Origin of the sequence: Alloyangia pacifica (genome assembly GCF_003111685.1) — a bacterium.
GTDB lineage: Bacteria > Pseudomonadota > Alphaproteobacteria > Rhodobacterales > Rhodobacteraceae > Salipiger > Salipiger pacificus_A.
In genome coordinates this window covers 15,804-29,865 of the sequence record NZ_CP022189.1, presented here as the reverse complement: position 1 = coordinate 29,865, position 14,062 = coordinate 15,804, and the positions used below count along the sequence as shown (strand labels likewise).

The 14,062-nt window shown below is 69.6% G+C and carries 9 protein-coding genes; 3 read left to right on the top strand and 6 right to left on the bottom strand.

Annotated features, from left to right (window positions below):
* Positions 1 to 3: 3 nt before the first annotated feature.
* Positions 4 to 1,131, bottom strand: coding sequence for a Gfo/Idh/MocA family protein (locus CEW88_RS00120; protein ID WP_108964141.1), 1,128 nt, complete (start codon positions 1,129 to 1,131; stop codon positions 4 to 6).
* A 339-nt stretch (positions 1,132 to 1,470) separates the two neighbouring features.
* Between CEW88_RS00120 and CEW88_RS00115 the strand changes: the two genes are divergently transcribed.
* On the top strand, positions 1,471 to 2,235 hold the full coding sequence (locus CEW88_RS00115) for a WecB/TagA/CpsF family glycosyltransferase (protein WP_108967427.1): 765 nt from the start codon (positions 1,471 to 1,473) through the stop codon (positions 2,233 to 2,235).
* Here CEW88_RS00115 and CEW88_RS00110 read toward each other — a convergent pair.
* From CEW88_RS00110 to CEW88_RS00090, 5 genes are all read right to left on the bottom strand, one after another.
* Positions 2,232 to 3,005, bottom strand: coding sequence for an SDR family oxidoreductase (locus CEW88_RS00110; protein WP_108964140.1), 774 nt, complete (start codon positions 3,003 to 3,005; stop codon positions 2,232 to 2,234). The genes CEW88_RS00115 and CEW88_RS00110 overlap by 4 nt on opposite strands.
* Positions 3,002 to 4,567: a GMC oxidoreductase gene (locus CEW88_RS00105; RefSeq protein WP_108964139.1), complete on the bottom strand. Its 1,566-nt coding sequence runs from the start codon at positions 4,565 to 4,567 to the stop codon at positions 3,002 to 3,004. Before CEW88_RS00105 ends, CEW88_RS00110 begins: the two co-directional genes overlap by 4 nt.
* Positions 4,564 to 6,612: an acyltransferase family protein gene (locus tag CEW88_RS00100; protein ID WP_193989040.1), complete on the bottom strand. Its 2,049-nt coding sequence runs from the start codon at positions 6,610 to 6,612 to the stop codon at positions 4,564 to 4,566. The genes CEW88_RS00105 and CEW88_RS00100 overlap by 4 nt, the downstream gene beginning before the upstream one ends.
* A 230-nt stretch (positions 6,613 to 6,842) precedes the next feature.
* A complete protein-coding gene (locus tag CEW88_RS00095) occupies positions 6,843 to 8,168 on the bottom strand; it encodes a glycosyltransferase family 4 protein (RefSeq protein ID WP_108964138.1) in 1,326 nt (441 codons plus the stop codon).
* Positions 8,169 to 8,187: 19 nt separating this feature from the next.
* Positions 8,188 to 9,582, bottom strand: a complete 1,395-nt coding sequence (locus CEW88_RS00090; RefSeq protein WP_108964137.1) for a hypothetical protein — start codon at positions 9,580 to 9,582, stop codon at positions 8,188 to 8,190.
* 303 nt (positions 9,583 to 9,885) lie between these two features.
* Here CEW88_RS00090 and CEW88_RS00085 point away from each other — a divergent pair, with 303 nt between their 5' ends.
* The gene (locus tag CEW88_RS00085; protein WP_108964136.1) at positions 9,886 to 11,109 is read left to right on the top strand and encodes a glycosyltransferase family 4 protein; all 1,224 of its coding nucleotides are present in this window, start codon (positions 9,886 to 9,888) and stop codon (positions 11,107 to 11,109) included.
* A 109-nt stretch (positions 11,110 to 11,218) separates the two neighbouring features.
* Positions 11,219 to 14,026: a molybdopterin oxidoreductase family protein gene (locus CEW88_RS00080; protein WP_108964135.1), complete on the top strand. Its 2,808-nt coding sequence runs from the start codon at positions 11,219 to 11,221 to the stop codon at positions 14,024 to 14,026.
* The last annotated feature ends 36 nt before the right edge of the window (positions 14,027 to 14,062 follow it).

Below are 14,062 nucleotides of genomic sequence, written 5' to 3'. Positions count from 1 at the left end.
CAGTCACTTCGCCCATGGCATCGGCTCCATGGGATCGCAGCGGGTGGTCATCACCTGCAGGCCGCTGTCCTCGCCGGCGTTCTGGATCGCCAGCGTGACCTCGGTCAGGTGCAAGGCAAACTCCGACGACAGGCGGCAGGGGCGGCGCTCGCGCAGGGACTCCAGCATTTCGGCGGGGCCGAGCATGAAGTTCATCGCAGCGGCGCCCCAGCGTTTCACCTTGGGATGGGTTGGGTGTGGCAGCCGGAGGCGGCGGGGGAAGGGGCTCTCGATCAGCCGCCGGCGCAGCGTGCGGCGCCTGGCGAAGCGCACCTTGGCATCGTTGTCCCAGGAGGCCTCGCAGCTCAGCACGCCCTTGTCGCCGAAGATGCGGATGCCATGGCCGTGGCTGGCGACGATCGAGCAGGTGAGCCGGGTGACCGGTCCGTTCTCGAAGAAGAGCGTCGCAACAGAGAGGTCCGGGGCGGAAGCTGTCAGCCCGGCCTTGTCCGGCAGCACTTCGGCCGAGGCGGCGACCACTTTGCGGACGGTGCCGAACCACGAGATCAGCCAGGTGAGGTAATAGCCCGCATGTTCCAGCGTGCAGCCGGTTGCGAACTCGTCCTCATAGGGCCACGGCGCGCCGGTCTCGCTGTGCCAGCCGGTGTATGGCGCCTGGGGGATGAAACCGTCGTCGAGCTCGGCGTAGATCGCGCGCGGCGTGCCTGCGGTGCCGTGGCGCAGCGCGTGCCCCAGCGTCTGCGCCGCCTCGCCCAGCACCGAGCAGGGGGCGGAGGCGAGCAGCAGGCCCTTTTTCAAGGCTAGCGCGTGCAGCGCCTTGGCCTGCCCAACTTCCATGGCGAGAGGTTTCTCGCAATAGACATGGTGCCCCGCCTCGAGCAGCCTTAGGTTCAGCGCGTAGTGTTCGGCGGGGTTCGTCAGGTTGAGCACCACGCAGCCCTGGGGCAGGCCAGCGATGAAGGCCTCGAGATCGGGCTCGGCACGCAGCTGCCAATGGCCGCAGAAACGCGACAGGCGGGCGGCGTCGCGGTCGTGGACGGCATGGACGGCGATGCCCTGCATCGCCTGTAGCGAGCGCAGGTAGAGATCGGCGACGAAACCGCAGCCAAGCAGGGCGATGGTGCCGGTCATCGGAGGCCCGTACCGCAGCGGAGCGCGCTGCAGGCGCGCGCGGTGCGAGGGAGGCGAAGGGCGTTCATCGGGGTACCTGACTACGGGTCGTGCAAAAACTGGATGCGCATTTCGGGAGGCGCCTCAGGGACGCCATTCAGCAGAGAACTTTGACGGAATTTCGGCGCTGCGCAGGTCTCTTCGGCGCATTGCTTCGATCGCGGTGCATTTGTCTCGCGACTGCGGCACGGCGGCCACGGTCATGGGCAAATCGCCCCGGCCTGCTAGGATCGCCCGGGGCCATGCGCCACATTCCCCGACGGGGCGAAATAAGGATGTCGCGCGCCGATGTATCCGCGCATGGAATTTCGGGTTGGCGGCCAGCGCGTCGCCATCAGCGTGCCCACCTGGGCCGCGTTGCAGGCACGTGTGACCGAGCGACTCGCCCAGAGGCAAGGCTTTGCGCTGGCAACCATCAACCTCGACCATCTGGTCAAACTGAGCCGCTCGCCGAAGTTCCGGGCCGCCTATGCGGCGCAGGATCTTGTCGTCGCCGATGGCAATCCCATCGTCTGGCTCTCGCGGCTCGCAGGACGACCGGTAGAGCTGATTCCCGGCTCCGACGCGATCCTGCCACTGGCGCGCATCGCGGCGAAGCAAGGCATCGGCGTGGCGCTGGTCGGCAGCACGCCCGCGGCGCTGTCGCGCGCGCGCAGTTACCTCGAACGCGAGGTACGCGACCTGAGCGTGGTGTGCCTGATCGCTCCGCCCATGGGCTTCGATCCCGAGGGGGCCGAGGCGCTGCCGGTTTTCGACGAGATCACCGCCTCCGGGGCGGGGCTGTGCTTTGTCGCGCTCGGCGCCCCCAAGCAGGAGATGTTTGCCGCGGTCGGGCGCAAGCTGGCGCCGAACGTGGGCTTTGCCGGGATCGGCGCGGGGCTGGATTTCCTTGCCGGTACCCAGCAGCGCGCGCCGGCATGGACGCGCAAGCTGGCGCTGGAATGGCTGTGGCGCGCGGCGAACAGCCCGGGGCGGCTGGGGCTGCGCTACCTGCGCTGCCTGTCGATCCTGCCGGCGCAATCGGCGCGGGCGCTGCTGCTACGTTTCTTTACACTCCGCCCCTAGGGTGAGATCCGCCGTGGTCTGCGTCGGCGCATCATCAGCAGGTTCTTGAGCCTGCCCTTCAGGCCAAGCTGCGGCAGGATCTCCCGGTCCATCTCGAATGTCGCCCCGGTGAGTGCCGGATCGGCATCGAGCGCCAGCGCCACGCCCCACCGTGCGGCCCGTTCGGGCGGTACTCCGTCCGGAATGCCCATCTGCGTGCGCAGCATTCCCGGCATCCAGTCGGTGATGACGATCTCGGGGAAGCGGTCCGCCAGATCCGCGATCAGCGCGCGGGTGAAGATGCGCGCGGCGCCCTTCGAGACGGAATAGGCGGACGAGGCGGGCAGCGGCGCGACGTCGGCGAAGGTGGCGACGTTGAGAATGCGCCCGTGCCCGTCCTCGACCATGCCCTCGAGCGCGGCGCGGCAGCAGGCGACGGTGCCGCCGAGGTTGGTGGCGACGGTCCGCAGGAAGCTTTCGGTGCTCTCGTCGAGGATGTCGCGGCGCGGGTAGGTCGCGGCGTTGTTGACCAGAAGCGCGATGCGCCCGTGCTCGGCCCTTATGCGCGCAAAGGTCTCGGCGACCTCCTGCGGCGCGGCGACATCGGTGGGGTAGAGGTGGAAGCGCCCCGGCTCGGCCTTGGCGCGGGTCTCTTCCAGCGCGGCGCGGCGGCGGCCGAGGCCGGCGACGCTGAAGCCGCGTTTCGTCAGCTCGATCGCCATGGCGCGGCCAAGGCCGGAGCCCGCGCCGGTGACGACGGCGATGCCGCTCGCGGGGGTGAGCTGGGTCATCTGCGCTCCTTGAGGAGGGAATCGGCCACGCGCAGGGCATTGGCGGCGATGGTCAGGCTGGGGTTCACCCCCATCGAACTTGGCATGAAGGACGCATCCGCCACCCGCAAGTTGCGCAGCCCGTGGGCGCGGCAGTCCGGGTCGAGCACCGAGCTCCGGGGGTCGGTGCCGAAGCGCAGCGTGCCCGAGGGGTGGCCGAAATTCAGCTCGGGGGCGCGGCCGAGAAACATGCGGCGCTGGCCCCTCAGGGTGCGCGAGATCGCCTTGCGGAAGGCACGGCGGCGCTGCAGCAGCTCGGGATGCAGCGTGTAGTCGACCGACAGCCGGTGTGGCTGCGCCGGGTCGTAGGTGACGCGGTTTTCGGGGTAGGGCAGATCCTCGAGCAGGCCGACGAAGATCTGCGCATGGCCGAAGAGCTTTGCCGCGGCGGCGGCGGGCAGGCGGGTGAGCTGCGCCAGGCCTGGCAGGTGGCGCAGGCGCGATTGGGCCAGCATACGATTGAGGTAAAAGGTGATCTCGCCATAGGACGCGCGGATACCCATGGCCTGCACCGTGCCCATGCGGGTCCCTTCCGCGTGGTAGAGATCGCGCAGCGAGATCGCCTTGGTTGCGCCGAGGTCGGGCGTCCCGCGCGGCGGCCAGAGCGCGAACATCTCGTTGAGGTGGAACATCAGGTTGCGGCCGACGAGGCCAGAGCCGTTGGCGGCGCCCTCCGGCCAGGCATCGCAGGCCGAGGCGAGCAGCAGGCGCGGCGAGTTGAGCGCCCCGGCGGCAAGCACGTAGGTTGCGGCGCGGAAGACATGGGTCTCGCCGTCGCGGCGGACCTCGACGCCCTCGACTCGACCCTCACGGCTGAGCAGCCGGGTCGCCTCGGCGCGGTCGAGCAGCATCGCGTTGCCGGTGGCCAGCGCGGGCTCCACCCCGGCAGAGCGCGCGTCCATCTTGCAGGTCCGGGGGCACTTGCTGCCGAGGCAGTTGAGGCAGTCCGGCGTGCGGTCGATGGCCGTATGGGCGTGGTAGGGGTGCAGGCCGTTCGCCTTGAGCGCCTGCATCAGCGCGGTTTCGGTGGCGGTGAGCGGTGGCGGGCTACGCAGGGGTGGCGCGGGCTCGGGCGAGAGCGGGTCGGGTGTGCCGTGAATGCGGTAGAGCTCGGCGGCGCGGTCGTACCAAGGGCGCAGCGCGTCATAGCTCACCGGCCAGCCACCCGCGGGATGGGGCAGGCTGGGCAACTCGTCGAGATCGTGCCGCTCGGGCCGCTCGAGCGTGGCCGCATAGAAGACCGAGGAGCCGCCCGGCCCGGCGCCGAGCGGGGCGTAGAAGGAACTCTCGATCCCGTTTACCCGTGCGTGCATCGGCTCGGGCCAGAGCCCGCGGGCCAGTCGGGCCTCGGGGACGAAGACCTCTGAAAGCCCATTGCGCGCGGCACGCTGACCGGTGGGGCCGCGTTCGAGGAAAAGCACCTTTTGCCCGGCCTCGGCCAGCGCGCGACCGATCGTGCCGCCGCCGATGCCCGTGCCGATGATGATGACGTCCCAGCAGGTGTCGCTCAGCGGATGGGTCACAGTCCGGCCACCTTGGTGCCGAAGATCGGGACGAAGAGGTCGCGCAGCGCGCGGGCGGCGGTGTTGGTGATGTGGTTGTTGTCGAAATACCAGCCTTCGGATCCCTGCAGCGCGTGGCACGTCTCGGCATCGCAGAACCGCGGCCAGCTGTCGATGAAGCTGATCTCGCCCGTCTCGGCCATGGCGCGCCATGGCGCCTCGGCCTCGGTCACCCGCTGCGCGAGAGGGCCGCGCGGCATGTCCGGGTTGGTGACCGGCATCGGGGTCAGTGGCCAGCCGGCGTGGGCGGCTTCGCGCGCGGCACGGCGGCTGTCGTAGTTGGCGATCTCGGGAGGCTGGCGCAGGGCGATGACCTCGGCCCCAACGGCGCGCAGCTCGGCGACGGTGGCGCGGGCGGCCTCGGCAACGATCTGCGATTGCGGCGCGTCGGCCGGGGTCGGCGCGTCGGTGGGGAAGAGCTGGATGGTGTTGCCCGTGTCAAGCCCGACGCCCGCGCCATGGGCGTAATAGGTCCAGCGCCCGATCAGGGCGATGCGCTGCAGGTTGGTCATGGCCGGAAGCGCCTGGCGGATCTGCAGGTTGGCCTGGGTGCAGGCGCGGTCCTGCGCGGGGGTGGCGGCGCTCTCGGTCTTGCGCAAACCGAAGAGCGGCGGACATCCGGCGCGCCAGATGATGAGGCCGGGCACACCGGCCTCGTGGGCGGCAAGATCGAGCCCCTCCTTGAAGGCGCGGACGTGGCTGTCGCCCCAGACCAGCACCTGCGGCGTGCCTTCGGGGCCGATAGGGCAGGCCTCGATCCCCATCAGCGGGCCGCTCGCGGCGGTGGTGCAGCGGCTCCAGTCCTGAAGAAAGTCGGCAGAGGCGGCGATATGCGGGCGCACCATTGGGCCGAAGCGCCCCGCGAGACCGTCGCCGAGATAGAGCCAGGCGCCCACGGCCAGCGTTGCCGCCGAGGCCAGCGCCGTGCCCCCAAGGACGACGATCCCCGGCAGGCGGGCGCGGCGCATCGGGGTTTCGACGAAACGCCACGACAGCCAGGCCAGAGCCACCGAGAGCGCCATCCAGCACAGCGCTTCCAAGGGGCTGGCGTAGTTGCCGCGCAGGTAGAGCGACAGGCACAGCACCGGCCAGTGCCAGAGATAGAGCGAATAGGAGATGCGCCCGAAGAACAGCGCGAGCGGATGCGAGAGCGCCCGGTTCACCGGGCTGTCACCGGTGCCGCTTCCGATCAGCAGCACCGCGCCGAGCACCGGGGCAAGGGCCAGGAGACCCGGGAAGAGCGGGCCTGCCGGGATCAGCAGCACAGAGCCGAGCACCAGCGCCAGCCCGGCCCAGCTCAGCGCCGGATGTCCGCGCCAGACGCGGCCTGTCTCCAGCCCCCAGATCGCCAGCAGCACCCCCGACAGCAGCTCCCAGGCGCGGAACGGAAAGAGGAAGAAGGCCGCGTCCGGGTGGCTCGGCGTGGCGAGCACGCTGGACGCGAGCGAGCCACCCCAGATCGCAACGAGCGCCATGAGCAGCAGGCTGCGGTTGCGCGACAAGGCCACGATGAACAGCGGCAGGAAGAGGTAGAACTGCTCCTCCACCGCCAGCGACCATGTGTGCAGCAGCGGTTTCAGCTCTGCGCCGGTGTCGAAGTATCCCGACTGCCGGTAGAACAGCACGTTCGTCAGATACACCGTTGCGGCGATCAGCGTCTTGCCGAACTCGCGGAATTCGAAGGGCAGGAGCAATGCCGCGCTCAGCGCGGCGGTCAGCAGCGCCATGGTGAAGAAGGCCGGGGCGAGACGGCGGAAGCGGCGCAGGTAAAAGGCACCGAGGCGGATGCGCCCCTCGGCCTCGTACTCGCGCCAGAGGATGCCGCCGATCAGGAATCCGGAGATGACGAAAAACACGTCGACCCCGGTGAAGCCGCCGCCGAGCCAGGGCAGGCCGAAGTGGTAGAGCACCACCGAGAGCACCGCCACCGCCCGAAGCCCATCTATGTCGGGGCGGTACGGCATGGGGGCAAAGGCGGGATCGCGCGGGGGGGCCGGGTCACGCATGGCCGGGGCAGCCGCTGTGGGATGGGACGCAGGGGGGCATGACCGGACCGGATCTCAACATGACGCGAACTCGATATGGGACGACCCCGACAGGGGCAGAAGCGGCCCGCGCCGAGGCGTGCGCCCTTCCCAGACTATAGGAAGGCGGGCGGCAGCATCGCAAGGCAAAGGCGGGCGCGGGAAGGGTAGCCTCGGAAGTGTTGCGAAACTGCGAGCGGTTTGGGGAAATCTCAATTGGCCGATGCATCGCCTCCGTCTTGGCTGTCCCGCAGCAGCTGCGGCGGCGCGCCGGGCTGGCCCCGGGCGATCCAGTCGTAGACCACCACCATCTGCGCGGCCTTGCGGGGCCAGGTAAACTGTGCGTGAACGCGCCGCCGCGCCGCTTGCGCCATGGCGGGCAGGGGCGAGGGGTCGGCGGCGAGCCGCTCCAGCGCAGCGCCGAAGGCGGCGACGATCCCGGCGCGGTCGGTGCAGGGCAGCTTGAAGCCGGTGCCCTTGGTGACCAACTCGGCGGGGCCGGCATAATCGACGATCATCGGCACCACGCCGAGCGCCATGGCCTCGAGCACCACGCCGCCGCCAAATTCGCGGATCGACGGGAAGCTCAGCAGGTGGCAGCGACAGAGCACGTCCTGAACCGCCCGGTGATCGAGCCAGCCGTGGAAGGTGACGCCATGGGTGACGCCAAGCGCCGTCGCCTGCGCCTCGAGGGACGCGCGCATAGGCCCGTCGCCGACCATCTCGAGTTTCAGGCGCCCATCGCGGAGCAGCGGGGCGGCGGCCTCGAGCAGCATGTCCGGCCCCTTGTAAGGCACGAGCCGCCCGACGAAGGCTGCGCGCAGGGGGCCGGGCTCGGGCATCGCCCTTTTGTTGAACCGGGCGGGGTCAATGGCGTTCTCGGGCAGGTAAAGCAGCTTTTCCCGATATCGGGAGGGGATCTCGGAGGCCGTATGGCGCGAGCCGGCGAGGATCGCGCTGGCGTGGCGCAGGGTCGATTCCCGCCCTGGCAGGGCTTTGTAGGCCCCGCGCAGGTAGCTCAGCCATTCCCTCTCGCGCCGGCGCTCGGCGTCGAAGCCAGTTGGCCACGGCACGCCGCCGTTCAGCGGGCCGAGCACGAAGGGCACGCCCGCGCGCGCGCAATGCCCGGCCAGGGGCGAGGCGACCGTAGGGCTGAGCGGCGTAATGCGGTGCACCGCGTCCCATTCCTTCGTCCGGATCCCGGCGCCGAAACGCTGCCAGACCAAGCGCTCGAAGTAGGGGTAACTCAGTGCGTTGATCGCCTGCACCATGGTCCAGCCCTTGCCCTCGCCCATGCGCAGGCGTTCGGCGAGCTTCCACATCGGGCGCGCGAAGGCTTCGGAATCGATGGCGGTGAAGTCCTGCCCTTCGACCATTCCGGCGCGCAGGAAGGCGTCGCGGTTGCGTATTTGGGTGACGATGTGGACCTCGGCCACCGCGCGCAAAGCCGACGCCAGCGACCAGCCGACCAGCGGCACCGAGACCCATTCGGGGTTGGCGGCCTCGGCGATGGCAAGGATGCGGGGCTTGCGGCTCATGGCTGCGGACCTCCGGGGCTCAGAGGATCGATTGCCATTTTAGCGCCTCCGGGCGGTCGCGCTCGACCCGCGTCAGCCGCGCCGTCTTCAATGCCTCGGCATAGCCGGTCAGTGCGCCCGCCACGAGCCAGGTCAGCGGGGTGAGCGTGGCATTGGGCACCATGTCCGACAAGTTGATGGCCAGCAGCAGCGAAAGCGGCGCGATGAAGGGCGAGACCTCGGCCCGGTCGCGCGCGGTGCTTTCGCGCCAAAGCAGAAACAGCGGCAAGAGGATCAGCCCGAACTCGGCGAGGAAGCCGACCCAGCCGTAGACGCCGATGACGATGATCCAGCGCCCGTCGGTCACCGTCAGGATATTGCCGGTGACCGGATCGAGGATGTGGTTGCGCCCCCAGCTGCCCCAGCCGAAGACCGGCTTCTCGTAGGCGCGGTCGAGCAGCGTGTTCTCGTTCTCGAAACGGAACTCGAGCGAGTAGGCGCGCTCGGGGTCGATCTTGGCGGCCTCGGCAAGAATGCGGTCCTCGGGCACCAGATGCGTGCCCTTGAGCACCGGGTAGGTGATCGCCACCAGCCCGATGAGGATTGCCACGCGGATCTGCCCTTTGCGGGTCAGAAGCAGCACCACCGGGATCAGCACCACCGCGAAGATCAGCGCGCCCAGCGATTTCGCCAGCACGAGGATCAGCGTCAGCCAGAGTGCCACCAGCAGCGTCTTCGTGTTGCGTTCGGTTCGCCACAGCGCCCAGGCCGAGACCGTGGCGGTCATCAGGAAGAAGGCGACCCAGAGCCCGTGGTAGAGAAAGACCACCGGCCGGTAGCCGTCGGCGCGGATCGACTGGCCAAAGAGGTGCTGGTAGTATCCGTAGACCCAGCGGTTGAGCTGCGGCGAGAGCCGCATCTCAACCAGCATCGGCAGCGTGTAGAGCAGCCCGCCCCAGATCAGCGCCACCAGCAGATGTCTTTGCGAGCCCCCCTGCGCCAGGAACTGTCGCGCGAGCAGGAAGGGCAGGACCAGCAGGACCTGTTGCAGCACCAGCGCCACCGCGTCCTTGGTCGAGAGCCCCGGCAGTCCGATCTCGCCGTAGAACACCGGCTCGGTGTTGGTCACCGCGGTCAGCGCGGGAGAGAGCACATAAGTGATCAGCAGCACCTTGCCCGGCAGCGAACGCGGCAGCAGCCCGCCCTGCAGCCCGTACCGCCAGAGGCAGAAGGCAAAGGCGGCGAGCGCGGGGATATTGTGCTTTGTCAGCGGCGGGAACATCGGCAGATCGAAAGCCGCCGGCGGCTCGGGCAGGATCAGGTAGCCCGCCAGAAGCGCGGCGATCAGAGCCCGGTCGGGCGGCAGGCGGCGGAACAGCACGACCGTGACGATCGGCCAGAGCGCCAGCATCAGAAAGGCAAGAGGGTTGGGCATGCGGTGTTGCGACCCGTGAACCAGACTACTCAGAACGAGACCCGGACGACGCCCCCTGCGCCCGGACCAGGTCTTCTAGCTACCACGGGCCGGCGGCCCTGTCGCCTGCGGAGCAGCGCGATCGCCAGGGAATCGGCAGATTTGGCACATCTGCGGCCCGCTTGCGGGGTCGCGTCTGGCGAGAAGTCTCCGGCTTGGATTAAATCGCCGTGAAACCGCAGGATTGTTCGTTTGGAGACATGTTCCTGCCCGATTGCAGGCGCAGCCTACCTCCAAGAAAGGTAGCAGGAGTATGAGTGCAGCATGGTCCGTGGCCCCCTCAAGATCGCTTACCTGAGTGATTTCTCGGCGCTCGACCGGAACCTCTATTCGGGCGGCAACGCACGCATTCATGACGCGCTGCAGGCCCATGCCGGGGAGGTGACGATCCTGCCCACCGACTGGGGCACCGCCGAGCCGATCCGCCGCGCCATCCTGTCGATGCCCGACGCGCTCAGCCTGCGCCTGCGGTGGCGCGCCCAGATGGCGCTGTCGCAGGTGGTGGCCCGCCGGATCGAGGCGGCGCTGCAGCAGGACCGGTACGACGTGCTCTTCTGCGCCTATGCCTTCCAGTCGCTGCTCAGCCTGCGGCTACCCTACCCGATGACCGTCGCCTATACATCGGACGCCACCCACAGCGTCTACCGCGCCTCCGAGATCGGCGAGGCGCATCCGGGGCTGATCCCCGGCGGACGCCTCCTGGATGATTGGGTCGAACGCGCCGAGGCCGAGGTCTTCCGCCGCGCCGATCTGCTGCTCTGGCCCTCGCAATGGCTGATGGACGCCAGCGTCGCCCGCTACGAGCTGCCCGAGTGCAAGGCCCGGCTGGTGCCCTGGGGCGCAAATATCGCCCCGCCGCCACCGCTCGCGCCGCGGTCGATCTCGCGCTCCGGCACGCTGCACCTGCTGGTGGTGGGCCGTAATTGGTGGGCCAAGGGCGGCCCCGTCGCGCAGGAGGTCATGTGCCTCCTGAGGGCGCGCGGCATCGACGCCCGCCTCACGGTGATCGGCTGCGTCCCGCCGCCCGAGGCGCAGGGCCCGCACACCGAGGTCCACCCGCAGCTCGACAAGGCCGTGCCCGAGCAGGCGGCGCTCTTCGAGCAGCTCTACGCCCGTGCGCATTTTGTTGTCATGCCCAGCTTCGAGAGCTACGGCTTCGCCTTCTGCGAGGCTTCGGCCTATGGCGTGCCCTCGCTCTGCCTGCGCATCGGCGGAGTTCCAGTGCGCGACGGGATCAACGGCTTCGCCCTGCCGCCGGGCAGCGGCGCCGAGGATTTTACCGCCTGCATCCTCGCCTGTCTGGACGCGCCCGGGCGCTACGCCGCGCTGTCGCGCCGCAGCCGCGAGGAATACGAGGCACGGCTGAACTGGGACGCCTGGGGCCGTTCGGTCGGCACGCTTCTGCACCAGCAGGTGGCGCAGCGCAGCCGGGTTTCCGCGCCCTGCGCGGCGCCCGAGGCGCCCTGCCAGGCGGCCCCCGCGGGCTGATCCGGCGCGCGGGCGCCGGGCCGCCCATCGCGCGGGCGTGACCGGGAAAGACCTAGCCTCACGGGGGCTTGTGGCCTAGCCTTCGGAGAAGGCACGGACGTGGACCCGAATGGCGCAGACGGAACGGCAGCTCGACACCCCCGACACCCAGGTGCAGATCTCGGACGAGATCCGCAAGACGACCTGCTACATGTGCGCCTGCCGCTGCGGCATCGACGTTCACCTGAAGGATGGCACCCCCGTCTTCATCGAGGGCAACCGCGACCATCCGGTGAACCGCGGCGTGCTCTGCGCCAAGGGCGCGGCGGGGCTGAAGCAGGTAACCTCTCCGGCCCGGCTGCGGGCGCCGCTGCGCCGCGTGGGTCCGCGCGGATCGGGAGAGTTCGAGGCGATCAGCTGGGACGAGGCGCTGGAGACCGCCGCCGGATGGCTCAAGCCCCTGCGCGAGACGGCCCCCGAGCAGCTCGCCTTCTTCACCGGGCGCGACCAGTCGCAGAGCCTCACCAGCTGGTGGGCGCAGCAGTTCGGCACGCCCAATTACGCCGCCCATGGTGGCTTCTGCTCGGTCAACATGGCGGCGGCGGGACTCTACACGCTCGGCGCCAGCTTCTGGGAATTTGGCACCCCCGACTGGGATCACGCCGAGCTGCTGCTGCTCTTCGGCGTGGCCGAGGACCACGACAGCAACCCGATCAAGATGGGCCTCTCCCAGCTCAAGGCGCGCAGCGCCAAGGTGGTCAGCGTCAACCCGGTGCGCAGCGGCTACAGCGCCATCGCCGACGCGTGGCTCGGCATCACCCCGGGCAGCGACGGACTGCTGGTGCTCTCGCTTGTCCATGAGCTCCTGCGCGCCGGGCGGATCGACCTCGCGTTCCTCGCGCAGTTCACCAATGCCCCGGTGCTGCTCGACTGCGATCCCAAGTCGCCGGAGTACGGCCTGTTCCTGAGGGGGGATGACGGCACGCCGCTCGTCATCGATGCCCGCACCGGGCGCCCCGCGCCCTGGGACGGCGAGGGTGTCGAGCCCAAGCTCACCGGCCACCTGCGCCGCGCCGGGATCAGCCACCGCACGGTGATGGAGATGATCGCCGCGCAATACATGGACCGGGCCTATGCGCCCGAGGCGGTGGCCGAACGCGTCGGCCTGCCGCCCGAGCGCATCCGCTGGCTCGCCGCCGAGATCGCCCGCGCCGCCTTCGACACGAAGCTGCAACTGGACCGCCCCTGGACCGACTTCCGCGGCCGCCAGCACAGCACCATGCCCGGCCGCCCGGTGGCGGTGCACGCCATGCGCGGCGTCTCGGCGCATTCCAACGGGTTCCAGACCTGCCGCGCCATCCACCTGTTGCAGGCGCTTCTGGGCGCGGTAGAGACCCCCGGCAGCTTCCGCTTCAAGCCGCCTTACCCCAAGCCGCCCGAGGCGCATTGCCGCCCGCATTTCCGCGCCCGCCCCGGCCAGCCTCTGGAAGGCCCGCCGCTCGGCTACCCGCTCGGCCCCGAGGACTTGGCGGTGGACCCGGCAGGCGCGCCGCTGCGCATCGACAAGGCCTTCAGCTGGGAAGCACCGCTGGCGGTGCACGGCATGATGCACATGGTCATCGCCAATGCGGTGGCGGCAGACCCGTATCCGATCGACACGCTGTTTCTTTACATGTCGAACATGGCCTGGAACTCGGCGATGAACACTGCCGGCACCATGGAGATGCTGACGGCGCAGGACGAGGAGGGCAATTACCTCATCCCCCGCATCCTCTACTCCGACGCCTATGCCTCGGAGATGGTCGCCTATGCGGATCTCATCTTGCCCGACACCACCTATCTCGAACGCCACGACTGCATCTCGCTGCTCGACCGGCCGATCTCCGAGCCGGATGCCGCCGCCGATGCGATCCGCTGGCCGGTGATCGAGCCCGACCGCGACGTGCGCCCCTTCCAGTCGGTGCTTCTGGACCTCGGCGCACGGCTCGGCCTGCCCGGCATGTCCAAGGATGGCAGGCCGGTTTACCGCGATTACGCCGATTACATCACCAACCACGAGCGCCGGCCCGGCATCGGCCCGCTCGCCGGTTTCCGCATGGGGCCGCACGGTTTGCAGGACGGGCGCGGCACGCCGAACGAGGCGCAACTCGACAGCTACATCGCGGCGGGCGGCACCCACGCTATCCCGGTCCCGCCGGAGGCCGCCTACTACAAGCCGTGGAACCGCGCCTACCAAGACTGGGCCGTGGCGACAGGGTTGCTCGACGCTCAGGCGCCCGCGCTCGTCCAGCTCTGGTCCGAGCCCCTGCGCCGCTTCCAGCGCGCCGCCGAGGGACAGGGCGAGCGCCAGCCACCCGAGGCGCTGCGCGACCGTCTCGCCGCGGTCATGACGCCGCTGCCGGTCTGGTACCCGCCGCTGTCGGATATTCCTGAGGATGAGGCAAGCTACCCGCTGCACGCGATCACCCAGCGCCCCATGGCGATGTACCACAGCTGGGGCAGCCAGAATGTTTGGCTGCGGCAAATCCACGGGGCGAACCCGCTCTACATCCCCGGCGCCTGGTGGGGCGCGCTTGGCCTGCAGGAGGGCGATTGGGTCAGGGTCATATCTCCGCACGGCGAGATCACCGCCCCCGCCGCGCGCATGGAGGCGCAGAGCGAAAGCACCGTCTGGACCTGGAACGCCATCGGCAAGCGCAGCGGCACCTGGGGGCTCGACCCGGATGCGCCAGAGGCGAAGAAGGGGTTTCTGCTCAACCACCTGATCCCCGAGCGCCTCCCTCCGCGCGCGGAGGGCGTCAGCCTCTCCAACTCCGATCCGATCACCGGCCAGGCGGCGTGGTTCGACCTTCGCGTCCGCCTCGAGAAACGCGCCGCCCCGGGCGACTCCCGCCCGGCCTTCCCGCCGCTCCGCTCTCCCGTCCCGCGCCCCGCCTGAGTTTTTCTTCCAGCTCCAGATATCCCGGGGTCCGGG